General features: G+C 62.8%; 25 protein-coding genes and 2 tRNA genes. 12 read left to right on the top strand and 15 right to left on the bottom strand.

Going from position 1 to position 25,309, the window contains the following annotated elements:
- Positions 1–44: 44 nt before the first annotated feature.
- The 3 genes from HCZ97_RS04350 to HCZ97_RS04340 all read left to right on the top strand — a co-directional run bounded on the left by HCZ97_RS04350 (position 45) and on the right by HCZ97_RS04340 (position 1,998).
- Positions 45–752, top strand: coding sequence for a B12-binding domain-containing protein (locus tag HCZ97_RS04350; RefSeq protein ID WP_167687453.1), 708 nt, complete (start codon positions 45–47; stop codon positions 750–752).
- A gap of 107 nt (positions 753–859) precedes the next feature.
- Positions 860–1,501 (top strand): DUF1638 domain-containing protein, encoded by a 642-nt coding sequence (locus tag HCZ97_RS04345; RefSeq protein WP_167687452.1) that lies wholly within the window; start codon positions 860–862, stop codon positions 1,499–1,501.
- On the top strand, positions 1,501–1,998 hold the full coding sequence (locus HCZ97_RS04340; RefSeq protein ID WP_167687451.1) for a hypothetical protein: 498 nt from the start codon (positions 1,501–1,503) through the stop codon (positions 1,996–1,998). Before HCZ97_RS04345 ends, HCZ97_RS04340 begins: the two co-directional genes overlap by 1 nt.
- A 33-nt stretch (positions 1,999–2,031) precedes the next feature.
- On the opposite strand, the gene HCZ97_RS04335 is transcribed toward HCZ97_RS04340, so the two are convergent.
- On the bottom strand, positions 2,032–2,436 hold the full coding sequence (locus tag HCZ97_RS04335) for a SufE family protein (protein WP_167687450.1): 405 nt from the start codon (positions 2,434–2,436) through the stop codon (positions 2,032–2,034).
- Between the two features lie 168 nt (positions 2,437–2,604).
- Here HCZ97_RS04335 and HCZ97_RS04330 point away from each other — a divergent pair, with 168 nt between their 5' ends.
- Complete coding sequence (locus tag HCZ97_RS04330) at positions 2,605–3,072, top strand: hypothetical protein (protein ID WP_167687449.1); 468 nt, start codon at positions 2,605–2,607, stop codon at positions 3,070–3,072.
- Positions 3,073–3,173: 101 nt separating this feature from the next.
- Here the strand turns inward: HCZ97_RS04330 and rnd are convergent, their stop codons facing one another.
- Together rnd and HCZ97_RS04320 are read right to left on the bottom strand one after the other, a co-directional pair.
- A complete protein-coding gene (gene rnd / locus HCZ97_RS04325; protein WP_167687448.1) occupies positions 3,174–4,331 on the bottom strand; it encodes a ribonuclease D in 1,158 nt (385 codons plus the stop codon).
- A gap of 176 nt (positions 4,332–4,507) precedes the next feature.
- A complete protein-coding gene (locus HCZ97_RS04320) occupies positions 4,508–5,617 on the bottom strand; it encodes an NADH:flavin oxidoreductase (RefSeq protein ID WP_167687447.1) in 1,110 nt (369 codons plus the stop codon).
- Positions 5,618–5,734: 117 nt separating this feature from the next.
- Here HCZ97_RS04320 and HCZ97_RS04315 point away from each other — a divergent pair, with 117 nt between their 5' ends.
- Entirely contained in the window at positions 5,735–6,124 is a 390-nt protein-coding gene (locus tag HCZ97_RS04315) for a helix-turn-helix domain-containing protein (protein WP_167687446.1), read from the top strand.
- Between the two features lie 270 nt (positions 6,125–6,394).
- Here HCZ97_RS04315 and purN read toward each other — a convergent pair whose 3' ends face one another.
- Together purN and purM are read right to left on the bottom strand one after the other, a co-directional pair.
- Positions 6,395–6,964: a phosphoribosylglycinamide formyltransferase gene (gene purN / locus HCZ97_RS04310; protein WP_167687445.1), complete on the bottom strand. Its 570-nt coding sequence runs from the start codon at positions 6,962–6,964 to the stop codon at positions 6,395–6,397.
- Complete coding sequence (gene purM / locus HCZ97_RS04305; protein WP_167687444.1) at positions 6,961–8,004, bottom strand: phosphoribosylformylglycinamidine cyclo-ligase; 1,044 nt, start codon at positions 8,002–8,004, stop codon at positions 6,961–6,963. Before purM ends, purN begins: the two co-directional genes overlap by 4 nt.
- A gap of 294 nt (positions 8,005–8,298) precedes the next feature.
- On the opposite strand from purM, the gene HCZ97_RS04300 reads away from it, so the two are divergent.
- A tRNA-Ile gene (locus HCZ97_RS04300) sits at positions 8,299–8,374 on the top strand.
- A 33-nt stretch (positions 8,375–8,407) separates the two neighbouring features.
- Here HCZ97_RS04300 and HCZ97_RS04295 read toward each other — a convergent pair.
- Positions 8,408–9,703, bottom strand: coding sequence for an ATP-binding protein (locus HCZ97_RS04295; protein ID WP_167687443.1), 1,296 nt, complete (start codon positions 9,701–9,703; stop codon positions 8,408–8,410).
- Positions 9,704–9,742: 39 nt separating this feature from the next.
- On the opposite strand from HCZ97_RS04295, the gene HCZ97_RS04290 reads away from it, so the two are divergent.
- Together HCZ97_RS04290 and HCZ97_RS04285 are read left to right on the top strand one after the other, a co-directional pair.
- Positions 9,743–10,654: an MBL fold metallo-hydrolase gene (locus tag HCZ97_RS04290; RefSeq protein ID WP_167687442.1), complete on the top strand. Its 912-nt coding sequence runs from the start codon at positions 9,743–9,745 to the stop codon at positions 10,652–10,654.
- Between the two features lie 135 nt (positions 10,655–10,789).
- Positions 10,790–10,864: transfer RNA gene (locus tag HCZ97_RS04285), tRNA-Asn, on the top strand.
- A gap of 101 nt (positions 10,865–10,965) precedes the next feature.
- Here the strand turns inward: HCZ97_RS04285 and HCZ97_RS04280 are convergent.
- A complete protein-coding gene (locus HCZ97_RS04280; RefSeq protein ID WP_167687441.1) occupies positions 10,966–12,441 on the bottom strand; it encodes a reverse transcriptase domain-containing protein in 1,476 nt (491 codons plus the stop codon).
- Between the two features lie 644 nt (positions 12,442–13,085).
- Here HCZ97_RS04280 and HCZ97_RS04275 point away from each other — a divergent pair.
- Positions 13,086–13,775 carry a hypothetical protein gene (locus HCZ97_RS04275; protein WP_167687440.1) on the top strand — a complete coding sequence of 230 codons (690 nt, stop codon included), beginning with the start codon at positions 13,086–13,088 and terminating at the stop codon, positions 13,773–13,775.
- Between the two features lie 182 nt (positions 13,776–13,957).
- Entirely contained in the window at positions 13,958–14,860 is a 903-nt protein-coding gene (locus HCZ97_RS04270; protein WP_167687439.1) for a hypothetical protein, read from the top strand.
- A gap of 20 nt (positions 14,861–14,880) precedes the next feature.
- Here the strand turns inward: HCZ97_RS04270 and HCZ97_RS04265 are convergent, their stop codons facing one another.
- Genes HCZ97_RS04265 through HCZ97_RS04255 form a run of 3 tightly spaced genes read right to left on the bottom strand, consistent with a single transcriptional unit; the run spans position 14,881 to position 16,234 of the window.
- Complete coding sequence (locus HCZ97_RS04265) at positions 14,881–15,249, bottom strand: hypothetical protein (RefSeq protein ID WP_167687438.1); 369 nt, start codon at positions 15,247–15,249, stop codon at positions 14,881–14,883.
- The gene (locus tag HCZ97_RS04260) at positions 15,249–15,509 is read right to left on the bottom strand and encodes a hypothetical protein (protein ID WP_167687437.1); all 261 of its coding nucleotides are present in this window, start codon (positions 15,507–15,509) and stop codon (positions 15,249–15,251) included. Before HCZ97_RS04260 ends, HCZ97_RS04265 begins: the two co-directional genes overlap by 1 nt.
- Complete coding sequence (locus HCZ97_RS04255; protein WP_167687436.1) at positions 15,509–16,234, bottom strand: hypothetical protein; 726 nt, start codon at positions 16,232–16,234, stop codon at positions 15,509–15,511. Before HCZ97_RS04255 ends, HCZ97_RS04260 begins: the two co-directional genes overlap by 1 nt.
- A 367-nt stretch (positions 16,235–16,601) precedes the next feature.
- On the opposite strand from HCZ97_RS04255, the gene HCZ97_RS04250 reads away from it, so the two are divergent.
- Entirely contained in the window at positions 16,602–17,522 is a 921-nt protein-coding gene (locus HCZ97_RS04250; protein WP_167687435.1) for a hypothetical protein, read from the top strand.
- Here HCZ97_RS04250 and HCZ97_RS04245 read toward each other — a convergent pair.
- The 5 genes from HCZ97_RS04245 to HCZ97_RS04225 all read right to left on the bottom strand — a co-directional run bounded on the left by HCZ97_RS04245 (position 17,513) and on the right by HCZ97_RS04225 (position 23,699).
- Positions 17,513–17,995, bottom strand: coding sequence for a hypothetical protein (locus HCZ97_RS04245; protein WP_167687434.1), 483 nt, complete (start codon positions 17,993–17,995; stop codon positions 17,513–17,515). The two genes, HCZ97_RS04250 and HCZ97_RS04245, sit on opposite strands and share 10 nt — an antisense overlap.
- On the bottom strand, positions 17,992–18,591 hold the full coding sequence (locus tag HCZ97_RS04240) for a recombinase family protein (RefSeq protein ID WP_167687433.1): 600 nt from the start codon (positions 18,589–18,591) through the stop codon (positions 17,992–17,994). The genes HCZ97_RS04245 and HCZ97_RS04240 overlap by 4 nt, the downstream gene beginning before the upstream one ends.
- A gap of 604 nt (positions 18,592–19,195) precedes the next feature.
- Positions 19,196–21,883: a hypothetical protein gene (locus tag HCZ97_RS04235; RefSeq protein ID WP_217701725.1), complete on the bottom strand. Its 2,688-nt coding sequence runs from the start codon at positions 21,881–21,883 to the stop codon at positions 19,196–19,198.
- Entirely contained in the window at positions 21,880–22,179 is a 300-nt protein-coding gene (locus tag HCZ97_RS04230; RefSeq protein ID WP_217701724.1) for an AlpA family transcriptional regulator, read from the bottom strand. Before HCZ97_RS04230 ends, HCZ97_RS04235 begins: the two co-directional genes overlap by 4 nt.
- Positions 22,180–22,397: 218 nt before the next feature.
- Positions 22,398–23,699 carry an integrase arm-type DNA-binding domain-containing protein gene (locus HCZ97_RS04225; protein ID WP_167687430.1) on the bottom strand — a complete coding sequence of 434 codons (1,302 nt, stop codon included), beginning with the start codon at positions 23,697–23,699 and terminating at the stop codon, positions 22,398–22,400.
- 694 nt (positions 23,700–24,393) lie between these two features.
- Between HCZ97_RS04225 and HCZ97_RS04220 the strand changes: the two genes are divergently transcribed.
- Positions 24,394–25,305 (top strand): ABC transporter substrate-binding protein, encoded by a 912-nt coding sequence (locus HCZ97_RS04220; RefSeq protein ID WP_368484318.1) that lies wholly within the window; start codon positions 24,394–24,396, stop codon positions 25,303–25,305.
- Positions 25,306–25,309: the final 4 nt, after the last annotated feature.

The following is a 25,309-nucleotide window of genomic DNA, read 5'->3' as shown; positions in this document are numbered from 1 at the left end:
GAGGCTGATCCAAAGAGGCGCGTCGCAAAGATACAGGAACGCATATGTCCGACGAAGAAGACGATATCATCCTCTCCGAACTGGATGACGAAGAACTTGTCCAGCAGATGATGGATGACCTCTATGACGGCCTCAAGGAAGAGATCGAAGAGGGCGTCCGAATCCTGCTGGACCGTGGTTGGGGCCCCTACGACATCCTGACCAAGCCACTGGTCGGGGGCATGACGATCGTGGGTGCGGACTTCCGCGACGGGATCCTCTTCGTTCCAGAGGTGCTTTTGGCCGCCAACGCCATGAAGGGCGGGATGTTCATCCTCAAGCCGCTGCTGGTGGAAACCGGCGCGCCGACGATCGGCAAGATGGTGATCGGCACGGTTAAGGGCGACATTCACGACATCGGCAAGAACCTGGTTGCCATGATGATGGAAGGCGCTGGATTCGAGATCGTGGACCTTGGCATCAACAATGCCGTGGAAAGCTATCTTGAGGCCGCGGCCAAGGAAGGCGCCGATATCATCGGCATGTCCGCCCTGCTGACCACCACGATGCCCTACATGAAGGTCGTGATCGACACGATGAAGGAACAGGGCATCCGAGAGGATTACATCGTGCTGGTGGGCGGCGCCCCCTTGAACGAGGAATTCGGCAAGGCCATTGGGGCTGATGCCTATTGCCGGGACGCCGCCGTTGCGGTGGAAACCGCCAAGACCTACATGGCGCGCAAGCACAACCGTCCGCCAGCGGAAGCCTGACCCGGCTAAGATCGCCTGACCGGCCAGACGCCGCCCCGGCATATCCTGGGCGGCGCTTTCTTTTTGCCGGGCTGCGCCCGACAAACCATTGACGCAAAGGGGCTATCATGGACCTGACGCTGCCAGATGATGCCACGTTGACCCGTGACGGCTTCGTGCCGGAAACGCGCTCGGGCCGGGTGCTGGTGCTGGCCTGCGGCGCGCTCGCGCGGGAAATCCTGGCGTTGATCGAGTTGAACGGCTGGGATCACGTCGACCTGCACTGCCTGCCGGCCTTGCTGCACAACCGCCCCGACCGGATCCCCGCCGCCGTGGAAGAGGCCGTCAGCCGCCGGGGCGCGGACTACGAACAGACCTTTGTCGCCTATGCCGATTGCGGCACCGGCGGGCTGCTAGAGGCAACCTGCCAGAGGCTGGGCGTGCAGATGATCCCGGGCGCGCATTGCTATGCCTTCTTCGATGGCCTGGCCACCTTTGCCGCCCGCGAAGAGCTGACCGCCTTCTACCTGACCGATTTCCTGGCCCGGCAGTTCGAAAGCGTGATCTGGAAGCCCCTTGGCCTTGATCGTCATCCAGAGCTGCGGGACATGTACTTCGGCAATTACGAGACCCTCGTCTACCTGGCCCAGACCGAAGACGCAGAGCTGACAACCCGTGCGCGGGCCGCCGCTGACCGGCTGGGCCTTGCCTTTGAAAGGCGCTACACGGGCTACGGTGAACTAGCCACCGTACTGGCCGAGAATATCTGATGGACCGACTCAAGACCGACTGCAGTCAATGCGCGGCGCTCTGCTGCCTGGCACTGGCCTTTGACAAGGGGCGCGACTTTGCCTTTGACAAGAACCCCGGACAGCCCTGCCCCAACCTGAAGCATCACCTTTGCTCCATCCACGAAAGTCTTGAAGAAAAAGGATTTCCGGGTTGCGTGAAGTATGATTGCCTCGGCTCCGGCAACCGCGTCGTGCAAGAGGTCTTTGCAGGCCGCTCCTGGCAGGACGACCCCAAGCTGACCCGCCCGATGATGGAAGCCTTCTCCGGCATGAGAGAGGTCCACAAGCGCATCGACCTGCTGCGCGCCGCAGAGACCCTGCCGCTGGAGCCGGCGGATGAACAGACCCGCCGCGACTACCTGGCGCGGCTGGAGCAGTTCCACTGGTCCGGGCCTGAGCTGAACGATTTCGAGGTCGGCATGGCGCTGGAAATCGACATCTTTTTCCATGGCCTGCGCAGGTACGTGCCCCGCTGAGTCGGGCAGCGCGCCGGGCCCGGCGAGTGTGGATCAGGCGGGTGCCTGTTCCTTGATCCGCTTGATCATCGCCCGCAGCCCGTTGGACCGTTGCGCGGACAGGTGATCCTCAAGGCTGATCCGTTTCAGCTCTGCCTGGGCATCGACTTTTGCAAGCGCCTCCATCGGGACGCCGTTATAAAGCGCTCGCAGAACGGCGATCAGGCCCTGCACGATCATCGCATCGCTTTCCCCGTCGAAGTAGAAGGTGCCGTTTTCGGGGCGCGGATGCAGCCAGACCTGGCTTGCGCAGCCGTCAACCTTGGTGGCGGGCACCTTCAGCGCATCGGGCAGCGGTTCCATCGCCTTGCCCAGGTCGATGACGTGCCGATAGCGGTCCTCCCAATCCTCAAGGAATTCGAAATCCGCGACGATGTCCTCGAAAGCGTCCTGTGCCATTGCATTCCTCTTGTCCAAAAGCGCGCCTGAGTGACCTAAGCCGCAGGGAGGGCGGCGTCCAGCCCCTGCCCGCGGATCGCCGGCGCAAAGCACCGCCTTTTCAAGGGGGCGCGTCTGGGATAGACGATGGGAGAGGTACATTGAGCAGGTCTCGGAGGCTCCCGATCGATGCGTAAATTTCTTCCCCGCGCGGGCGCTGTCCGACTGCCCCTTTCCCTTGCCGGCGTGGCCGTTCTGGCCGCCTGCGGCGGTGGCGGGGTAACGAACAACCCCATGAACCCGCTGCTGCCGGGCGACGCTGTGGTGGCCACGACGGATCGCCGCCCGCCCGTCCAGCATATCGATTCCCTCAGTCTTGAGCGCTTTCCCGGTGGGGCCGTCCTGGTGGTCAATGCGACGGCGGCCGTGCAGGGCTCCTACAATCTGGCGCTGCGCCCCAGCACGGTGGAGCCTGTCGATGGCGTGATGCGCTACACGCTGGTTTCCAATATCGCGGTCGGTCGCGATGGCCCGGTCGTTGGCGGTGCCGCCACGCGCGCGGTGACCACGGCTACCCGGTTCAACGATATGGAGCTTTCCGCCATGGACCGGATCGAGGTGGCCGGCGGCGACAACGTCTTGGCGTTGCGCCCGTAACGCGGCTGGCTGCAGGCTGCTTGCGTGGCCCGTAAATCATTCGCGACGCACGAAAAAGGGCCCCTATCGGGGCCCTTCTAAGTTCATCCGTGGTCGCTTTGTTAAAGCTCGACCGTGATGACCTTCTGGCCCTTGGTGGCCAGACCGATTTCACCGTCGCACAGGCGCAGCGCATCGCCGCCGAAGACGTCATGACGCCAGCCATGCAACGAGGGGACATCCCGCTGACCCGCCGCAAGAGCGTCCAGTTCAGAGGTGGCCGCGATCAGCTTGGCCGCAACCCCTGCGGTGTCGCTCTTGGCTTTCAGGAGGACCCGCAACAGATCGGCCAGAGCGGGGTTTACCTGAAGCTTCTCGGCCTCCTTATCCGGGCGCGGCAGATCGGCATCCGGGCAATCGATCCCGGCCTGAACAGCCGCCAGGATCCCATCCGCGATATCGCCCTTGCGGGCTTCGCGCAGCAACAGGCGCGAGCGGGAAAGATCCTGGTGTGACTTGGGCTTGGTCGAGGCCAGCTCGACCAGCGCGTCGTCCTTGTAGACCCGGTTGCGCGGCACGTTGCGCGTCTGGGCGTAGTTTTCACGGAACCGCGCGAGTTCCCGCAGAACCGCCAGAAAGCGGCCTGAGTTCGTGCGCGTGCGCACCCGGCGCCAGGCGTCCTCGGGGCGCACGACGTAGGTTTCGGGGTTGAGCAGGATGCCCAGTTCCTCGGTCACCCATTTTTCTCGGCCCTGCTTCTTCAGCTGGGCGGCCAGGTATTCATAGATCTGGCGCAGGTGGGTCACATCGGCCAGGGCATATTGCTTCTGGGCATCGGTCAGCGGGCGGCGCGACCAATCCGTAAAGCGCGACGACTTGTCGAGCGCCTGCTTGGCGATCTTGCGCACAAGTGTCTCATAGCCGACCTGCTCGCCGAAGCCACAGACCATGGCAGCGATCTGCGTATCAAAGAGCGGCTGCGGAATGACGCCGGCATCGACGAAGAAGATCTCAAGATCCTGCCGTGCGGCATGGAAGACCTTGACCACGTCGGGGTTGCGGAACAGCGCGTAAAGCGGTTCCAGCGACAGACCCTCGACCAGCGGATCGACCAGAACCGCGTCATCCTCTGCATCGCCGGGCACGGCAAGCTGGATCAGGCAAAGTTGGGAATAATATGTCCGTTCCCGCAGGAATTCCGTATCGACGGTGACATAAGGGTGATTGCTGGCCTTTTCGCAAAAGGCCGCCAGGCCATCGGTACTGGTAATCGTCTGCATGTCGCTCTTTCGTTGTCACGGGCTCATCCCGCTTCAACCGCCTGTCATATATCGCTCTTGGGCCAAATGAAAGACCATGGGTGACGCAAGGCGATCGGCTGGGCGTCAGGCAGTAAAAAGGCAGGGCACCCCGGGGGCGCCCTGCCTGAATTTCAGACCTGAATTCAGCCCGAGGATCAGACCAGTTCGGCCAGGTCCTCTGCGTTGAAGCCGGTCAGCTCGTCCGAGGCGGCGCGATGCACCTTGGCGGCCCAGGCCGGATCGGAGATCAGCGCGCGCCCCACGGCGATCAGGTCGAATTCGTCCTTCTCCATCCGCGCGGTCAGCTTGTCGAGCGAGGTCGCCTGGGATCCTTCGCCCTTGAAGGCAGAGAAGAATTCGCCGGACAGCCCAACCGAGCCGACAGAAATCGTCGGCTTGCCCGTGATCTTCTTGGCCCAGCCTGCAAAGTTCAGCCCCTCTTCCCCGTCGATCTCCGCGAACTCGGGTTCCCAGAAGCGACGCTGCGAGCAGTGGAAGATATCGACGCCGGCATCAGAAAGCGGGCCAAGCCAGTCTTCCATCTCTTGCGGGGTCGAGGTCAGCTTGACCTTGTAATCCTGCTGTTTCCACTGGCTGAGGCGCAGGATGACCGGGAAGTCCGGCCCAACGGCGGCGCGCACGGCCTTGACCACCTCGACTGCGAAGCGGGAGCGCTCCTGGATCGTCTTGCCGCCCCAGGCGTCGTCCCGCAGGTTGGTGCCGTCCCAGAAGAACTGATCGATCAGGTAGCCATGGGCCCCGTGCAGCTCTGCCACGTCGAAGCCAAGGCGCTTGGCATCCGCCGCGGCGCTGGCGAAGGCGGCGATGGTTGCCTCGATATCCGCTTCGGTCATTGCGACGCCGCGGGGATCATCGGGGCCAATCAGGCCAGAGGGGCTTTCCACCGGCGCCTCAGGTTCCCACTTGCTGGCCCGGGTAGAGCCGGTGTGCCAGATCTGCGGGCCCATCTTGCCGCCGGCCTCGTGCACGCCGTCGATGACCTGTTTCCAGCCATCCAGCGCGTCACCGTGGAAGAAGGGGATGCCCGGCAGGTTGCGAGAGGCGGGGCGGTCGATCACCGTGCCTTCGGACAGGATGAGACCGACTTCGTTTTCCGCGCGACGGCGGTAATAGGCGGCGTTGGGTTCACCGGGCTGGCCTTCGGGCGCCATGCCACGGGTCATCGGGGCCATGACGATGCGGTTCTTCAGCTCCAGACCCTTCAGCTTGAAGGGACGGAAGAGAACATCGTTGGGATGAGACATGGGAAGTTCCTTTTCCTTTGGTCTCGCCCTAGGTATATTCAGGAAACCTGGTGTCAATTGCGCACCTGAGTTTCACTACGTCACCAAACCGCCACCAAGTCACCAGGAGGGAACCGCATGGAGGACCAGAGCCACGATTACTCGTCCTGCGCGGCTGAGCAGTTCTCGGTCGATTGTCCGCACCGGGTGTTGTTTGGTGAGCTTTCGGACAAATGGTCCATGATGGTGCTGACCGTCCTGGCCAATGGGCCGACGCGGTTCAACGCGCTCAAGCGGCGGCTTGAGGGGATTTCGCAGAAGAGCCTCAGCCAGACCCTGCGCAAACTGGAGCGTAACGGCATCATCACGCGGGAGGTCGTGGATACCGCCCCGGTAGCCGTTCAATACGACCTGAGCCCTCTGGGACATTCCGTGCTGCCGCCCTTCCGCGCGCTCTACCAGTGGACGAAAGAGAACCTGGATCAGGTGGAGGCTGCGCGCAGCAGTTATGATACCCGCGCGGGCTGATCATCAGTATTCGTGACGCGGGCCCTCTAAATCATTCATTTTCTTGACGTTTTGGGCGGTGCTATGACCGGGTCAACTTTCCTCGAAAGGACCTGTCATGGCACAGCCCATTGCACTGCACTCCGCGCCGCATTTGCGGCTTCCCGTAAAGACCTTGACGGTCGGGGCCTTCGTCGTTCTGCTTCTGGCGGGGTCGGCTGTCTTCCCCCCCTCAGAGGTCTCCGCTGACATGGCGTGGCGCGGGAATTCCGGACGCCCGGAAGCGCTGCGTTAAAGCGCTTCCGCGAAGCTCCTGAGGACTTCGGGGTAGAGCCTGTGTTCCTCATGCAGGACCCGCGCGGCCAGGGTACCGGGCGTGTCGCCCGCGACCACAGGCACCCGCGCCTGCCCCAGGATTCGGCCGGAATCGAGCTCTGCCGTCACCTCGTGCACGGTGCAGCCCGCTTCGCTGTCGCCAGCTTCAAGCGCCCGTGCATGGGTGTGCAGGCCCTTGTACTTCGGCAACAGGGAGGGGTGGATGTTCAGCATCCGCCCTTCGAAGTGGCGAATGAAATCCGGTGTGAGGATCCGCATGAACCCGGCCAGGCACAGGATGTCGGGCTTGGCGGCATCCAGATGCTCCAGCAGCTTCGCCTCGAAGGTGGCGCGATCCTTGCCGAAGGGCTTGTGATCCACGGCGGCCACGGGCACGCCCATGTCGCCGGCTTTCTTCAGGCCGCCCGCTTCCGGATCGTTCGACAGCACCAGGACGGGCCGCGCCGGATGGTCACCGGTCATGCTTTCCAGCAGGCGGACCATGTTGGACCCGCCGCCGGAGATCAGAATGGCAACCCGTTTCAAGTGAGCTTGCCTTCGTAGACCATGCCCGCCTGCTCGGTCACTTCCCCGATGCGGTAGACGGTTTCGCCTTCCTCTGTCAGTAGCTGTGCGATGGCCTCTGCCTCTTCCGGGGCCACGGCCAGAACCATTCCGATGCCGCAGTTGAAGGTCAGCAGCATATCTTCGATCGAGGTACCGCCAACCTGTTGCAGCCACTTGAAGACGCCCGGCAGTTCCCAGGCGCCCAGGTCGACCTTGGCGCCCAGACCGCCAAGAACGCGGGGCAGGTTTTCCGTCAGGCCGCCGCCGGTGATATGGGCAAGGCCATGCACGCTCCCTGCCCGCACGGCTGCAAGGCATTGAGTGACGTAAAGACGCGTCGGGGTCAGAAGCGCCTGGCCCAGGGTGCCCTCTGCCCAGGGGCAGTCTGCATCCCAGCCAAGTCCGGAGACATCGACCAGTTTGCGCACCAGCGAATAGCCGTTGGAGTGTACACCGTCAGAGGCAAGGCCCAACAGCACATCGCCCGCAGCCACATTCTTCGGCAGGTCGGCACCGCGCTCCATCGCGCCCACGGCGAAGCCGGCAAGATCGAAGTCGCCGTCATGGTACATGCCGGGCATTTCCGCCGTCTCACCCCCGATCAACGCGCAGCCAGAGGCCTCGCACCCGGCGGCGATGCCTTCGACGATGGACGCGGCCTGATCGACCTCAAGATGGCCGGTGGCGAAGTAGTCTAGGAAGAACAGCGGCTCTGCGCCCTGGCAGACCAGATCGTTGACGCACATGGCCACAAGATCCACCCCGATGGTGGAGACATGGCCCGTGTCGATCGCGATACGCAGTTTGGTGCCCACGCCATCGGTGGCAGCAACAAGGATCGGATCCGTGTACCCGGCGGCCTTCAGATCGAAAAGCGCGCCGAAGCCGCCGAGGCCGGACATGGTGCCGGGGCGGCTGGTCCGCTTGGCTGCGGGCTTGATCCGCTCAACCAGGGCGTTCCCGGCCTGGATATCAACTCCCGCATCCGCATAGCTGATACCATTCTTGCGCTCGGTCATGGCAGGCTCCCTCATGGCGCGGCCTCCATCGCGGGCAGCGCGATAACATTGCGGCACCCGGTAGCCGATCTGAGGGGGTCACGCAACGCGAAAGCCCCCCATGGCTGGATTCCGACGGATCCCGGCTTACCCCTTGCTATGGTCCTGCAAGCCGGCGCGTGTCATGTTCATCGGTCAGGACATGACCTTGGCGCAAACCGGAGACCTTCAACTGCAATCGGCGGACGGAGGCTTTGCTTCCTCTCGGCAAGTCTTGACGACAGAGACCGCGCTGACTACCACATCGGCCAAGGTGGGCCTGTAGCTCAACGGTTAGAGCAGAGCGCTCATAACGCTTTGGTTGCGGGTTCGAATCCTGCCGGGCCTACCAACCACCCTTCCCTTCCCGCCAAGCCGCCGCGGATCAGCGCGCGATGATCAGATCGGCCTGCAAACCGCCAAGGGTTTCGCTCTGCCCCAGGCGCAACGTTCCACCGTGCGCACGCGCGATATCGTTGGTGATCGACAGGCCCAGGCCCACACCGGAGCCCCGGTTCTGGTTGCGCGAGGGCTCAAGCCGGGTGAAGGGTTTCAGCGCCTCGGCGTGTTTGTCCGCGGGAATGCCGGGGCCATCGTCTTCCACCCGGATACGCAGGGATTTCGGCGCAAGATCAACGCTGACCTCGGCCCGTGTTCCGTAGCGCACGGCGTTGCCGATCAGGTTCTCCAGCGCGCGGCGCACCGCCAGGGGGCGCAAGGGCATCTCACCTGCGCCGTTGCAATGGGTCAGCGTCACGTCCAGACCTGAGCGGCGGGCATCCTCGACGATGGCATGAACAAGGCTGACCGGATCGACCTCCTGAGCGACCTCTTCGGTGGTGCCACGGGCGAAGGACAGGAATTCATCCAGCATCCGTTGCATCTCGTCGATGTCCTTTTCCATCGGCACGCGATCGTCATCTTCCAGCAGCGACACCGCCAGCCGCAACCGCGTCAAGGGCGTCCGCAAGTCATGACTGACCCCGGAGAGCATGAGCGTGCGCTGCTCGATCTGGCGTTCGATCCGGGCGCGCATGTCCAGGAAGGCATTTCCGGCCGCGCGCACTTCGACCGCGCCACCGGGGCGATAAGGCACGTGGCGGCCCCGGCCAAAGGCCTCCGCCGCGTCGGCAAGCCGGGTGATGGGGCGCAGCTGATTGCGCAGGTAGATGAAGGCGATGATCGTCATGAAGACGCCGAAGACCACCATGTTCACAAGCAGCTGGTGCGGGTTCGACGCGGACACCCGCGCACGGGCAAAGCTGAGCCGGAAGGCCTGGCCGCCGCGTTCGACGTAAAGGTGCACCACGTGATCGCCCGGAAGCTCTACCGCGGCGACACCAGGCAGGCGTTCGTTCAGGCTGCTGATCACCACCCTTCCCGACAGGTCATACCACCGGGCATAATCGGAGGTCGGCACATCCTCCAGCGCAACGGCGCCCAGCCCGATCTCCAGCGCTTCGGCCAGGTCATCGCGGGGCACGCCAAGGGGCGGCGAGAGCACCAGCCGCAGTTCCCGGCTGACCGCATCCGTCATCTGCACGGTCACCCCTTCAAAATGGCGCTGGATGAAGACGACGGAAACCACGAGCTGCATCGTGACCACCGGCAGGATCAGGATGAGCGCGGCGCGGCCGTAGATTCCGCGGGGGACATAGTGTTTGAGCCATTCGAAAGACATGCGCTAACCTAGGCGCTGTGCAGAGCAGAGAAAAGCAGGATGAACATGACACAGGCCATGAGCCCCCTGGCCGGGCAGGTCGAAGAGGTGAGTCCGGGCGTGCGGCGGATTCTGGCCCCAAACCCTTCTCCCTTTACCGGGCCGGGCACCAATACCTTCCTGCTGGGGGAACGCCAGGTCGCCGTCATCGATCCCGGACCGGAAAATGCCGTGCACATGAACGCCATCCTTGGCGCGCTTGGCCCGGAGCAGCGCATCAGCCATATCCTGGTCACCCATGCGCACCTTGATCATTCGCCGCTCGCCCGGTCCCTGTCCGATGTGACCGGCGCGCCCGTGCATGGGTTCGGCGATGCCCGCGCCGGGCGGTCTGAGGTAATGGAGCATCTCGCCAACGTCTCCGACATCGGCGGCGGTGAAGGGGTCGACGAGGCCTTTCAGCCCGATGTCCTAGTGAAAGATGAAGAGCTGATCGAGTCCGAGGACTGGCAGATCCGCGCCCTCTGGACGCCGGGGCATTTCGGTAATCACCTGTGCTTCGACTGGCAGGGCACGATCTTTACCGGCGACCTTGTCATGGGTTGGTCCACCTCGCTCGTGTCACCGCCCGATGGGGACCTGACGCAGTTCATGGCCTCCTGCCGCCGCCTGCGCGCCCTGCCCGCCCGGATCTACCTGCCGGGCCATGGTCCGGCGATCCATGAACCGCATGAACGCCTGGACTGGTTGCTTCAACATCGGTTGCGGCGCGAAGAAGCGCTTTTGCTGGAGCTTGGGCACGGCGCGGCCACGCCAAGGGCTCTGGCCGAACGGGTTTACACGGATATCGAACCACAGCTAATGCCTGCGGCCGAGCGAAACGTTCTCGCCCATCTCATTGATCTTACTTCAAGAAAGCGGATCTCCCCCGAAGGAGACCTGCATGCCCGGGCCTTGTTCCGGTTGATCTGAGCCGCTTTCCGTGGGGTCGCGGAAAAAATGACGAACTCATGTCGAAATGCCTCTTGCGGCCCCTGAATCACATTGCTATATCGCCCACACACCGCAGGACAGCAGCGCAACGCGCTAAAGTCCGAAGCCCAGTGTTCCGGCGTAGCTCAGCGGTAGAGCAGTTGACTGTTAATCAATTGGTCGTAGGTTCGATCCCTACCGCCGGAGCCAAGATAAGCCCTCTAGGTCAGTGACTTAGAGGGTTTTTCTTTTTCCGGATTTTCTCGCGTAAGGCTGAAAAGTAAGGTCCGCGTAAGGCTCGGCAGTCAGGCTCAACTGGTCTCCGGCACCGGCGGCTTACGCTTTGCGACGCCCGAGACGATGGCCAACCTTACGCGATCCTTCATGAATTCATCGAAGCCGCGCGCCTGCCGCAGGATGCGGTCTCCCTTTGGGCCGAACGCCTCGGCAGACCGCTTGAGGTATGAGTAAAACGTCCAGCTGCGGTAGTCGCTGGTCAGGTTGGACTTCTTGACCTTGCTGAAGCGCTGGGAGAACAGCGGATAGTCGAAGCTGCCAATCAAAGTCCCAGCGTCCATCGCCGGGTTGCTCTCGACGTGACGCCGCCCTTCACGTTTCGCCGCCCCTGCCACTTTGCCGTAGAACCGGGATATGGTGCTGTCGCGCACATAGACCCGCCGCCCATCGTACCGGAAGCCCAAGTACTCAAAGCCGTTCTTCGCTGCCTCGTCGGGCCTCTGTTTCAAATGGTGGAACCGCAGCCCGCCCGGCGCTTGCTGGAACTGCGCAACACAGGTCTTAGCGTCTTTGATTCGCAACTCCGGCCCATGCTTGCGCATCTCAGCCGTGGCGAAGTCGATTGCGGCCCGTGCTTCAGGGCTCCCCCCGGGCAGTATCAGCAAAATGTCATCTGAGTAACGCATGTAGCGCCCGCCCCCAGCTCTGGCGAACTCAGCCATCACTGCGTCAAACTCCAACATGTAGAAGTTCGCGATCAGGTCTGAGATTGGCGCACCTTGCGGGACACCATGCGGTAGAACGTTCTTCTGGACGAGCGAGGGACCGTGCTTCGGATCACCGCCGCAAATCTTGGCGCGGAAGTCTGCGTTGGAACATAGCTGCTTGGGCATGTCGCGGAAGGGCATCAGAAAGCCCGGGATCATGTGCCCGTTGCGCTCTCGCATCCCGAAATAGCCAAGCCGCGAATAGACAGAGCGCTGATCGACATATCTGTACTTGGTGATGTTCCTGAAGACCGCGTAGTGGTCCGGCGGAAGTTCTGCAACACCCAGAAGGTCGCACCAAATGCGCTTGATCCGCTTGTGGTCCAAGTTCTCAAAGTAGCCTTTGACGTCGAGCGCAACCGCCACGCAATCCCCGAGCCGGTCGATTTCATCGAAGGCGTCCTTGGCGAAGTCGATGTTGCATTTCCCGCCACCCCGCCCCGGCTTCAACACCTGCCGGTAGGCAATTGGGCAATCTTCAATGCCCATCTCCCGGAGGCGCGCCTCATAGAGGCGGGAGAGTTTCCGGCGGTAGAAGGCAAAGATGTAGGCGTCTCGCCGCGCGCCGTATCGGATCGGTCGCGTCTTCTTGTCAGGCTTGGCCGCATCCGTGGAGCGGTACGGTTGCCATGACTCTTCGTACAGGAAAAAGGGGTAGAAGGAGTTGGATGCCACCCTCTTCGGGTCTGTGACGAGGCGGCGAATTTCCTTCAGCGTGATCGGCGCATCGAAATGCGGATAGTGCTTTAGGTCTTTGGCGGTGAAATCGAACTCGTCTTCCATCGGCCTCCGCGAGAGGGGGCAAGAGCTTCGGGTCAACGCACCGACCCTTAACATCTCCGCCCCCGCCGTTCTGCGGTGTGCGTTCGTCTTCGACGTGGTCGTGTATACTGTGAAGCACCTGGCAATGTGGTATTGCCGGATTGCCGCAAAGCCGCCCGCGTGGCTGGCGAGAGGAGCCCGAATGATCGAACTCGCGTCTTGCACCGGCTGCGAAACTGGCCTTGACAGTTTAAACACGTGACTGGAACGCCCCCAATTGGGCGCCATACCATCAATATGGGGTCGCTGCCGCAGCGGCACAAGACCTGCTAAGTTCTTTTTTCGTTCTTTCGCAGCATTTGACACCCTTGCTCAGGGAAAAGATTGCATTGCAACCGCTGCGCGCCTGAGTCACCATCGTCATGTCTTGTGATAGGAGCGCCCGGCGACGGGCCACGCCAGAGTCCGGTATACGGCCCGGGGGCAAGACCGGCGGGAGGCCACCCCTCCATCCAACCATAAGGCAGGCTGCCGATCCGGCAGACCGGGACCGAACATGGCGCCGACCACTTTAACATCAACACCCACAATCGGGTGCTGGCGTTAGTGTGTCGGCATGATCCATCACATTCGATGCCAGCGCTCCAAACAAAGGAGTGCTTCACATGAGCAACATTGACCACAACGGCCTAAACGCTGACGACCGCGCCGCAATCCGCGAATTGATGGCCGATCTAAAGGGACTGTCCGCCGAACCCGCGCTGGATTGCATCGGTCTCAATAACCTGCTGCGCCACTTCGGGACCTTGGTTGCCCGAGAGGTGGAGCTGGGCCTTGCCGTCCAGTCACGCGACCAGAACCTCTACCCGGTCATGTTGGAAGCCGTCGCCAATTGGGCAGGCGAGCTGTCTTTGGAATATTTTGAGCCGGAGGAACGCCCTGCGGCGGAAGCCCTTGAGGGAGTCAAGCAGGCCGCCGCGCACGCTCGGCGGGTAATCGAAGTAATGCCATCCTCGCCCGATGGGGGATCAGAACCGGACTTCCACAAGATAGCGTTCCACCTAAACCAGCTTGAGGCCCTGACTGAAGAAGGATGGTGGGCCGAATGGGGCGGCTGCATGTGGGTGGAAAACATCCTGCGCAACTTCGGCACTCTGGTCGCGGTCGCGGCCCGTGCGGCGGAGGAAGACGACGAATGGACGGCTGGCTCCCAAGCCGTCTTGAGCCATGTCCAAGGCTACCTGTCATGGGAGCGCCTCTGTCCTTCTGGGGATGACCCGGTGGCACTGGAACTCGTAAAGGATGCAGAGCAGGCACTTGAGGCTCTCCGGTCTCACCTAGCTGAAGCCTCCTGACACCACCCCGAAAAGGTCACGCCCGGGCCATCCGGCGCAGTCCACGGGGCAAGGCGCTTCCGGTCACCGGGAGCGCCACCCTCTGGACGGTCGGTTTCGGGGTAATCGGTCCGCTTGTGCATCACGCTTTGCCAGCACATATCTAAGTGGTCGGTTGGGCAAGTTGGATTGGGAGTGAGCGATTGAACGGACTAATTAATGAAATTCAGCGCGGCTGCCTCGATGACAACATTTCTGTCGAGTCACTCCTTCGGCGGGTTAAATTAGCTGCGACAAAGCTTGGGCTAGGGCAGCTCGAAACTTGGGTCGACAGCGAGCTAAACGGGTACACATCCGGTGAACTTCCGGATCACCGGAAGCTCCATGGCCAGCCAGCCGCCTGGAATCCTTACAACGGATGGATTCCCATTCAGACTGCCGACGAATTTATGACGGAACTCTTGAGCACTGCTCGTGTGGCTCAGTCCATCGGAAGTCTTCGTGATCTAGTGTCGCGAGAAGGTAACGGTCTCTATCACTTTCCTATCCCGCCCGAGATAGTGATCGAAATCAACAAAATGACGAATTTCCAGACGGCGAGAATGGTTGTTCAAATTCCCAGAGGGGGAATTGTCGGCATTGTGGATTTTGTACGAAACAAGGTCCTTGATTGGTCTATCGAGATGGAGCGAAACGGCGTCTTGGGGGAGGGATTTACCTTCAACGCCACTGAGATGGAAAGTGCGAAGACCGTCATGACAACTTTTAACATCGGTAGAATAGGAAACTTCGCTGGCAACATGGGTGAAGGCAACACCTCGGGTGACATCGCTCTGACAGATGCAAGTGTTTCCGAAGTGCGCAATACGATGCAACAGCTGCGCGATGCCGCCCCGCAATTAGTGGATGCCGGGGCTCGCTCGGACCTTGCGGAGACCATCGACGCGGTAATCGTTGAAACAGAGAAACCAGCACCAAACAGGACTGCCCTTAGGGGATTGGTTCAGGATGTGCGGACTGCTTTGACCGGAGCGGCTGGCAATCTCACCGCAGAGGGGGCTATCGCGCTGGTGGGCGGTCTTCTTAAGCTGCTCGGAGGCGGCTGACGCCTGCCGCCTCCCATTATTCAATGGATGGTGGGGCTCGGGAGGCGGAGCCACCCGAGGTCCGTGGTTGCGCAGAACCAGCCGAAGGCCCGGATCACGTCCCGGGAGTGGCGCTGGATCAGGCGCGGCGGGGCGTCCTCCGGGTTGCGCACAGCGTCCACCCACGTCTCGCGGGTCTGGCTGTCGTGACGCATGGAGAGCATCCCCACGAGCGCGCCCAAGGTGGCGCGCGGGACGCTGTAGAGGCGGGCGAACCGGCACACGTCAGGCGGGGTCGGCCAGCGGTCGGGGTTCGCCTCCTCCGCCCAAGTCAGCAGCGCCATGTGGGCGCGCTGGACCCGGCGGGGGAACAGGTCAGGGTATGCGGCGGCGATGGTCTCGGGGTTCATCACGCCCCCCGAGCCGGGCCGCTGTAGGCATCGCCCACGACCGCCCCTTGGATCAGCGCCGGTGCAAAGCCTCCGGCGGCGGCGGTCGCCACCTCGGTCGCATCGTACCCGGCGAAGGGCGTGTTCATCCGAGGCGCAAGGGCGTTGGCAGCGGCGATGGCGGCGGCGGCGTCTGCGGCCTCGACCAGAGCGCCGTGCATCCCGGCGGGGTTCTTCAGGTGGTCCGCCCCCTTCGGGCGGCTTACAAGGTAGAGCGGCATCAGTTGGCCTCCTTCTGGCTCTTGAGTGCGACCTTCACGCGGTCCAGCGGGTTCACCCGCCCGCGCTCAAATTCGCGGTTTGCGACGATTGCGCGCTGGGCGGCATTGCGGATGGCCTCGACGGCTGCCTGCACGGCCCGGGTCTCCTCGCCCACGAGGCGGTCGGCCAAGTCAGCAGGGGAGAAGGGACGGTCACGCCGGGGCATCCGCTCGCACACCGCGCAGAGGGCGGCCCCGAGGACCGCATTCTTGGTGGCGACGGCGAACGTGGCGAGGTTCATCAGCTGCGCCGGGCCGGAGCCTGCGAGCTGCGCCTCAAAGTTGGTGCGTTCGGTGGTGCCCAGACCGGCCCGGGCGAGGACGGCCTGTGGCGAGGCAAAGAGCGCGGCGGTGGTGCGGGTGGTGTCCTCCGCCGCCTTCAGCTCCTTCAGCATCTCCCACCGGCGGTCGGTGCTGTTGGTCACAACCTCCTTGCGGGCCTTGGCCTCCGCCTTGCGCGCGGCCTCTGCCTGCGCCTCCGGCGGGAAGTCAGCCCGGGCGAGGCTCTCGGCAGCCTCGCGGCCCCGCGTGGCGATGCCAGCGGAGAGGGTGCCAATGGTCTGGCCGAACTTCTCAGTGCGGCGGCTCACGACTGCTGCGAAGTCGATCACCTCCGCCTTGCCCATCGGGGGTGCGGTCAGATCGGGGATTGCGGTGCCTTCGGGGATGTGTGCGGGCTCGGGCATGGGGTCTCCTATGGTGGTCGCCGCCGTGCCTGAGCGCCTTGCTCGGTGCGCGCCCTCCAGCGGGCGGCGTTTGTCCTAGGGAGACTATATCTTGAGCCCCATGCGGCTCAGAGCGCTATTCGTTGTTGCTGAGAGGTTGGATTTGGTAAGTGCTTCACTGAGACGGCACTCCATATTACATCTTGGTAGTACCTGCTCGTTTATTTTGGCGCGGAAGCGCGATTTCGGGGGAGTGTAATGTTTGCACGAGTTTCTTAGGCCGTACTATTTCGACAACCGGAGAGCCCAAATCTCTCCTCCGGTCCCGCACGTCGCTGCCCAGTGCCCGGACGCCGTTGCCTTTTACCTTGCAGCGCAGGATGGCGTCTTGGCCAAGGATTGGCACTGGCTTGGGTATTTGTACTCTATTCCCATCGTCAACAAAGATCTTTGGAAGTTTGCTCAGCTATGCGCATCCGCCGAGCGCGTAGTTCCCGGCCTCGGGGTTCGGTACATCACTGAGTTGGCTCGACTTGGTGGTAGGGAACGCGATGAGCTTCAGTACCAGCAGATGCTCCAGCTTTTTGCAGAAGTCTATGCAATCAATAGGATTCTGCTAATGCCTTGGAGTAGTTGCGCGCACTTTCATTTTGAGCCAAGAGGGAAAAACGGTTTGCGACCGGAGTTCCAAGTTGTAGACGGGGAGCGAATCTACAACTTTGAGGTTAAGTCGCCGAGCCTGTTATTGCACCAACGCCGAAGAGGATCTTCTAGTGTCCAGTTGCCTGTCCGCATCACGAAGGAATTTACAGCTAGCGTGCAGTTGAAAAACCCTGACGCGCTGCTTCCAAGAGACAATCCTGTAAAAGACTTCCTGGTGAGTGCAAACGAGAAATTCTCTGGATTTCCTCGTGGCCCAGGTGGAAATATCCTAGTCATTGTTTGGGATGATTTCATTTATGAGCCTATCGGAAGTTTACTGTCAGAGTTCGCAGGGCTATTGACGCCCAACTCATTTCACCGAGAAGGCGGAGAGGCGGTCGTCTACGATTTTATCGATGCGGTGGTTTGCGCCAGACAAATGAATGTTTTCCAAGAAGCGCTTGCGGAGCGGTCTTTGCCAGATGATCGCAGGCACATGTTCGATCTAAGTCAAAACCCTTATACTCCAAACGTGTATATTCCGACGCCGTGGGGCGAAATTCTTCCCGAGCATATCCGGGAAGGTTTCGGTGCTTTGACGCACGATGACGAGCGGCTTCAGGTAATTGCTGAATATAGGATGCCGGAGTACATATTCTATGTTTGAAGCGACTTCTGCGGATTTTTGGCGAGAGCCTCTTGGTCTTCGATGCCGTCAAGAAAATCCTGTACTGATTGCTTTTGTGGCACAACCAAAACGCCGCCGGTGTTCACGCTCAGGTTCAGGTTCGCCTCAAGCGCCTCGCCCTCGCGGTACTGGTGGCGGGCCTTCAGGAGGAAGATGTTGGCGACAATGTTGCCGTCATCGGCGGCGGCGCGGAGGTTGCTCACGAGCTGGTCATGCTCGCGGGCGAGGCCCCGGTGGTACGCCTCGTCAACCTCGGGCTGGCGGTCGCGGCAGGACTTGAAGGCATCCTTGCTCATGCCGAGGGCACGGGCAATCGTGGCGACGTGGCAGCCGCGCCCGGCCATCTCCTCGACCACGGCTAGGCCAAGCTCGGTCACGTGCCAGTGGGATCGGCCCAACTCCCCGGAGCCGGGCGGCACGAGGCGGGCGGGAAGGTCTCTGTTGTCGGTCATGGCTCGGCAGCCTCCTTGTCGTACTCTTTGCAAATGCGCTGGCTGAGGCCCTTGCCGCAGCGAAGCTCTCGGGCGATTTTGTCCATCCCCATGCCTCGAGCCCGAAGCGCCCGGATGGAGGTAATCAGGGCGTCAGACGCCGGGGGACGCCCGATCTGCGAGCCACGCGCCCGGGCACGCTCTATCCCCGCCTTGGTGCGCTCTACGATCATGGCCCGCTCGAACTCAGCGAACACGGCGCTCATCTGCATCAGCGCCCGGCCCGCCGGGGTCGATGTGTCCACGCCCTGCTGTTCAAGGATCAGGTCCACCCCGAGGGCGCGTAGGGTGTCGAACAGTGCGACGAGCTGCGTCAGGGACCGCCCAAGGCGCGACACGTCCCAAGCAAGCAGGATGTCGAACCGGCGGCGGGCGGCATCCTTCATCATCCGGTCCATCCCGCTGCGCGAGGGGCTGGCCCCGGACGCGGTGTCCACATACTCTTCCACGATCTGGAAACCGGCCCTTTCCGCCACATCCCGGAGCCTTAGAAGCTGGTTGTCAGGCGTCTGGCCTCCGGTGCTCACCCGGGCGTAGATCGCGGCGCGGCGCTTCATGTTGTGGTTCCCCCGTTCATTCTGCCCACATGTAGAACGTACCGTGTACGCTGTTGGGCGGTCTACCCCGTAAACGTTCGGCTAGGGGGTTGCCTCGGGCCGGGTCCTGCGAGCCCATCGGCGCTGGCTTCCGCCGGGCCATTCCGGGATGGCCTTTTCGGGGTGGCTGCCGCCGACCCAGATCGGCGGCAGCGGGCGGGTGTTGGTCCCTTTTTCCAGAAGCACAAGACGTGGAGGTGCTTCATTCTAACCCAGAGGGGCAACGCCCCCGGCACACCGCGAGATGATCCGAGATGATCCGAGATGATTTACCGCGAAATCATCTCCCACTTTCCCGCCACCGTTTCAGAGGGTTAGCCTGTCCCGAGATGATAGAGATGATTTTCTTAAATCTTAGCGCGCGGGGGAAATGCAGAAACTAGGGCTCCGGGAGGGGAACGCGCACGCCCGCGTATAGGCGATATGGCCTGAATCATCTCGATCATCTCGCGGGCTGATAAGCCCCTGATCTTCTGGGCGGAAATGGCGAGATGATTCACCTCCAAATCATCTCGCTATCTTCTCCGATCATCTCGCGCTTTGCTCGCACGCCCGAGCTACACGTTCAGCGCCCGGCCTCAGGCCCCCCATTCGTTACCATGAACAGGTTCCCACGCAGCCGGTCGCGGCCGACCGCCGCGATGGTCCGCCCCCGGACGATCCGCCCGCACATCTTCACGAGGGCCTTGCCGACCTTCAGCGAACTAGGCGCACCCCGCGCATCCATGACAGACGGCTGCCGCTCCTCCAACGCGGCCCCGAGGGCGGCTTGAATGTCGGTCGCCTCGTCGGACCAGCGCCCGCCCTCTCTGCACACGTCACGCGCGGAGAACGGCTCACGCCCGAAGTTGGCTTCAAGGGCATCCATCAGGCGCACCGCCTCGTCACGCGCGGAGTCACCGCCGCGAACGGCGTGGCGGGTCTCCCAAGGGTCAGCCTCGCCCAGCCAGAGGAGCGCGCCGCGCACAAGGCGCGACCACCCTAAGAAGCGGGTGTCCGACCTCGCCCCCGGCATCCCTGCGGCGGCATGGCCACGCAGGACCGTCAGGGCCGCCGAAACCAATTCGCCCCGGCGGCGCGGCACGTCCTTGCGCAGGTCCACGTCGAAGGTCCGCGCGGCGGGTTCCTCCACCCCGGCGTCGATGGTCGCCATCACAGCGCGGGTCGCCATGTCGCCCCGGAACTCGATGTTGTTGCCGTTGAAGATGAACAGCACGTTCGTCAGGACGCGGCGCTGTTCGTTCGCGCCAAGCCAGCGCGCCTCCCATTCCGGCGAAGTCAGGATCAGGCACCAAGTGGAGCCCTCCACCGCGCGTTCGACGTTGTCCATCACCAGAACCGGGTCGCCCTGCTGAAGGACCCCAAGGAGGGTCTTCTTGTCCTCCTCTGGGTTCCGGTCCTGCGTGTGCTTCGCGGCTGGTTCGCCGGTTGCCATCATGGACGGGATGTCACTGAGCAAGCTCTTGCCGGTTTCGGGCGACGGCGCATTGAAGGCATGGACCGGCGCGAAGTCCAGGGATCGGCGGCAGACAGCTGTCAGCATCGCCGCGAGGGCAACAGACCGGGACGGCGCGTCAACGAACGGGAAGCCCTTGATGACTTCCTTCAAGGTTTCGAGCGCCTGCGCGGCCTGTTCACGCGTCGGCGCGTCCGGCACCGCCGGGAACGACACCCCGCCGTGGTCCACGATCAAGCCGGTGGCCGGGTCCCAGCCTTCATCCCAGAGCAGCGAACCGTCCGCGCGGATGGTCGGGTGACCAACAAGCCCACGACAGACAGGCAGGCGGCAGGTGCCGAGCCCGGCCCGCGCGACATAGGCCTGCGTGAAGCCAGCGTTCGGCGCGGCGGGCTTCTTGCGGGGCTCGCCGTCCGGCCCCTTTCTGGGTTCATAGAAATTGGCCGCCCGCGTCATGTACTCGCGCATGGCCGTCGCCTCGACCGCACGGAGGCGCAGGGCTCCGCCGTTGTGGCGCACGGGGGTCACAACACCGCCCGCGCTCTGGTAGAGCGGCAGGCCAGAGGCAAGGAGCGCGGCCTCCGCATTGTCGAGCATCTCGTGCAGCCGGTTGTAGTCCACCAGCACGTCAGGCCGAACCAGCCCTGCGTCGCCCGCCCCGACCTTCGCCCGGGCGTTGGCGATCTGACGCAGAACGTCCTTCTTGACCTTCGCCGTGAGCCGTCTCTGGTCGGGCGAAAGCTGCCGCCCCTTCGGGTCATAGAGGTGGGCACAGACCTCAAAGGACGGGTCCGTTGCCACCCCGGCAATCACATCGTCGGACAGGCCAGCACGGACCATCGCACAGAGGGCTGCAAAGAGGACCTCAGACCGGGAGGGGTGCTTGCCGGGTTCGTCGGGGTCCTCGCCCCGCGCGATCAGGGCGCGGATGTTGTCGGACACGCCCGGAATGTCCGCCGGGCTGTCGAAGCGCGGAAGGCGGTCCCAGTCCACATCAGGCATCTCGGCATCCCAAGGGGGCATGTCGCCTTCCTCTACCGTTCCGAAGGCGCTGGCCGGGTGCGCGGCACCAGACCTCGACTTGAACGCAGCCAGAGCCGGAACTTGACCGGCGGCTCGCTTGGCATCGTCGGGCCAGTTGACCGTTCCGGGCAGGCGCATGATCCGCGACGGGTCGGTGGTATGGTCTCCGCCCAGTTTCTTCGCCAGCCAGTGCAGGCGTGCGCGGATGGCATCCGGCGGCAGCTCCTCGTCCAGAAGCCACAGGCCCCAGAACCCGCCCCCGCTGTCGATGACTGCCGTGGGCGCGGGCACCCCCGCCGGGCGCTTCACCGTCAGCCTGTCCAGCAGCTCCGCCCGCTTCACCTCAATGGGCCTCGGGTCCTTCTTGTCCGGGTCAAGGTCAGCCCAGAGCCACCGCGAGCCCACCACATCCGCGTCCCCTGCCTTCCGGCCAGAGAAGCCGTCGCGGATGCGGGCCGCGCTCACATAGACATTCAGCCCGCCGGCACCATTCCGTTCAACGGCCCAGTCAGCAGCCTCGGCAAGGTCGGCATGGAGGCGGCCTGACATTCCCTGCGCCGTCTTCGCGTTGAGCATGACTGCTTCGCCACGGTGCAGGAAGCGCAGAGCCTCAAGCACCTTGTCCCGGTTAGGCAACAAACCTTCGGGGTCGGCTCCGGGTACATTCGGGGCTATACTATCCCCGTTGATGGTGTGGTTGACGGACCTGTCCTGACCTTTGCCCCCGGTGTGCTGCCCTGCACCGGGGGTTTCCATTTTCTGATCTTTCATCACTGCCCCCCATGCTCGATGAGGTGCTGCTCCATCCAGTGGCGGAGGTCTTGAACCCGGTAGCGCACGAGCTTCTGCGATGCGCGCACGAAGCTCGGGCCACGCCCCTCCTTGCGCATGGTCTCCATTCCCGCCTCGGTGAGCCCGAGGAAGGCGGCGGCCTGCGATGTGTTGAGGTATTCAGAGGGCGGTGCATAGCGCCCGGTTGCGTAGCCGTCCGCCAATTCGGCGGCCACCTCGCGCGCAATCAGCTTAGCGAATTCAGAAGGGTTTTCCATCTGCGACTTCTCCAGCGGCACGGAGCTGCGCAGACAAGATGCGACAGCCCCGCTTCGGGGTTGTCGCCGTTTGGAGAAAGGCTTGGCGCCGCTTCTACCCCAATCAACGCTCCCCTCTGCCTTAGGCGGCCAAACCACGGGGGTCACGCTGTAGGGGCTGAGTTGCCCTTCATCCTCGACACGCACACAGCGCCTTCATCTGTGTGAGCGTCGGCGTTTGATAGGTAGGTTATAGCCGTCTAAGCGGCTTTGCGTCTAGTTGCAGTTTCTTGTTGCCGAAGCAACTCCATCACGGTCGCGCTGATCCGTTCCTGGGCATCAAGGAGGTCCGGCCAGACGCCCTCTCGGCTGCCATAGGTGCCAGAGTGAATATCGCCCCGCTGGCTGTGGTTCATCAGCTTCTTGGAAAGCGCCTCCTCCACCCCAGCCCAGATACATGCGTTGCGGTAGGTGTGCCGCAGGCCGTGCCCGCTGCAAGGCAACTTCTTCTCGGTCGTGGCATAGAGCGACATGTGCCCGGCGAAGGCCCCGCCACCGCGCTTCACCTTTGACGGGTCGCCGGGGAAGATCCACTCACGGGCGTGGATGGGCTGGAAGATGCGGGCAGCGCGGCGCGCACGGGCGAGGCAGGCCATCATAGGCCGGGTCAGCGGAATGTCGTATGCCTTCGCCTTGCCGCCCTTGGGCGTCGGGATGTGGAGTTTCCGGCCCGCTACATCGACGTGTTCCCAGCGAGCCGTCGCGATGGCACCCGCCCGGCTGCCGGAGAGCAGCAGGAAAAGCTGGAACTCGGCGCGCACACGGTTGTCCAGCCCGAGGTAGGCCTTCCACCAGTCCGGCAAATCCCGGCGGCTCATCGCGCTCTCGCGGGCTTCCTCACGGTTGAACGTGACCTGCCGCGTCGGGGTCCAGCCGTCCGGGTCTGGCTTCACATATCCCCGTTCCAGTGCCCAGTTGTAGATCACACGCAGGGTCCGCATCGCCCCGTTTGCCGCGTAGGTGCCTCCATGTTTCGGGTCAGTCTCTCGGCGGCTGATTGCGTCATGCCGCGCCGCGACCCGGGCCGCACCCTCTGCCGTGGCAAGCTCGCCCAAAGGGGTATCTTGCCAGATGCCCAGAAGGTGCTCAGCCTCGATCGCGTTGCGGTAGCTGTAGACCGTCGCCGGGCTCTTGCCGGTCTTCTCAAGGTGCGCGCGGTAGAGGTCCCATGCCCTGCCGAGGGTCACGCCCGCATCCGGCTTGGTCAGCCCCTCGCCTTCAAGGATCGCTGCCAGCTCGCCCTTCGCCAGCCCCCGGGCCTCCTTCACGCCGATTTCGGGAAAGCCCCCGAAGGCGCGGCGCACCGTCTTGCGCTTCTTCTTGAGCTTTTCGTCCAGAACCCGCACCTCAGTCTGGACAACCCAGCTCTTGGCCGTCTTGCCAACCTTCAGGTAGAGGCCCGGCTGGTCGGTGTCTGCGATGAACTTCTGCCCAGACGGCAGGAAGGGGAAACGGGCGGCCATGAGGTCGGTCAGGCGCACCTTGGAGGGGTAAATTGACATGGGCTCTCCGGTCTGACGTAAGGCTGACGTAAGGCTCGGCGCGCCACCGAGTATCTTTTCGCGCCCGTCTATGCTAGTGGGTGAACGTCTCAAGTTCTTGTTTTGCTTGCATATAGACTACCTAAGCCGCCCAACAGTCGTCTAGCCCTAAGAACTGTTAATCAATTGGTCGTAGGTTCGATCCCTACCGCCGGAGCCATTTCACCAATTATATCAATGCGAACCATGGTATTTGCTGAATTTAGCAAGTGCATTGTCACACGGCACTGTAACACACTTTTCTGAAATGCGGGCCGCTCGTCTCCAGTCTTGGAGGCCGGATCTTGTTGACCACTCCTTGTCTCCTACAGCGCGGCACGCCTGAAGCTCGCGTCGATGTGTCCTTTAGCTTCAAGCCTTGAGCATGCGCGGGCCCGTGCAGCGAAAGCCCTCGACGGCGCATGCACCGAGATCATTGGGCGCCCAGAGCCTCCCCCTATCGCTCTCGATCCCCCTATCGCTCTCGATTGAACCGCCCACTGAAGCTCTTGGCCTTACGCATTCTGTTTCCCACACTGCCGGAACACCCTGAAGAGCAGTCCAAGCCATTGAACTGATGCCTAAGAGGTTGGCAGGCGGCTTACGTAAGCTATCATCCCTTAAGAACTCCCGCCGAATGGCATCATGCCCTTATCCCACCGGAAGGAACTTATCCGTGAAGAAACTCCTCATCCCCGCCGCAGGACTGTTCGCAGCCTTTGCTGCCACCGCTCAGGCTCAGACCGATATCACCGTCTCTTCCAAGATCGACACAGAGGGTGGCCTCCTTGGAAACATCATAGCCCTCGCGCTGGAAGATGCCGGAATGCCCGTCGAGCGGCGGCTCCAGCTGGGCGGCACGCAGGTTGTCCGCGAAGCTCTTCTGGCCGGGCAAATCGACATCTACCCGGAATACACCGGCAACGCGGCCTTCTTCTTCAATGAAGCCGACAGCGATGTCTGGAAGAACCCGCAGGAAGCGCACGACCGCGCCGCGGAGCTTGACGCCGAAGCCAACGACGTCACCTGGCTGGACAGCGCGCCGGCCAACAACACGTGGGCGATCGCCGTCACGGGCCCGCTGGCGGAAGAGAACGACCTGTCCACCATGTCCGATTTCGGCGCCTGGATTTCGAACGGCGGCGATGTGAAGCTGGCCGCCTCGACCGAGTTCGTCTCCTCCCCGGCTGTTCTGCCCGCCATGCAGGAAACCTACGGCTTCGATCTGTCGGAAGACCAGACCGTGATCCTGTCGGGCGGTGACACGGCGGCGACGATCCAGGCCGCCGCGCGCGGCACGTCGGGCGTCAACGCCGCGATGGTTTACGGCACCGATGGCGGCATCGGAGCGACGGGCCTTGTCGTCATGGAGGACGACAAGGGCGTGCAGCCAGTCTACGAGCCGACACCCATCGTCCGCGCCGAGGTGCTGGAAGAATATCCGGGAATCCCGGAGGTGCTGAACCCGATCTTCGGCGCCCTCGACATGAAGACCTTGCAGGAGCTCAACGGCCGCATCCAGGTCGGCGGTGAGCCGGCCGAGGCCGTGGCGCGCGATTACCTGACGCAAAGTGGCGTGCTGGATTGATCGC

Origin of the sequence: Pseudooceanicola sp. HF7 (assembly GCF_011806405.1) — a bacterium.
GTDB lineage: Bacteria > Pseudomonadota > Alphaproteobacteria > Rhodobacterales > Rhodobacteraceae > Pseudooceanicola.
The sequence above is the reverse complement of the archived record's forward strand: the minus strand, read 5'-3'. Positions and strand labels throughout refer to the sequence as shown.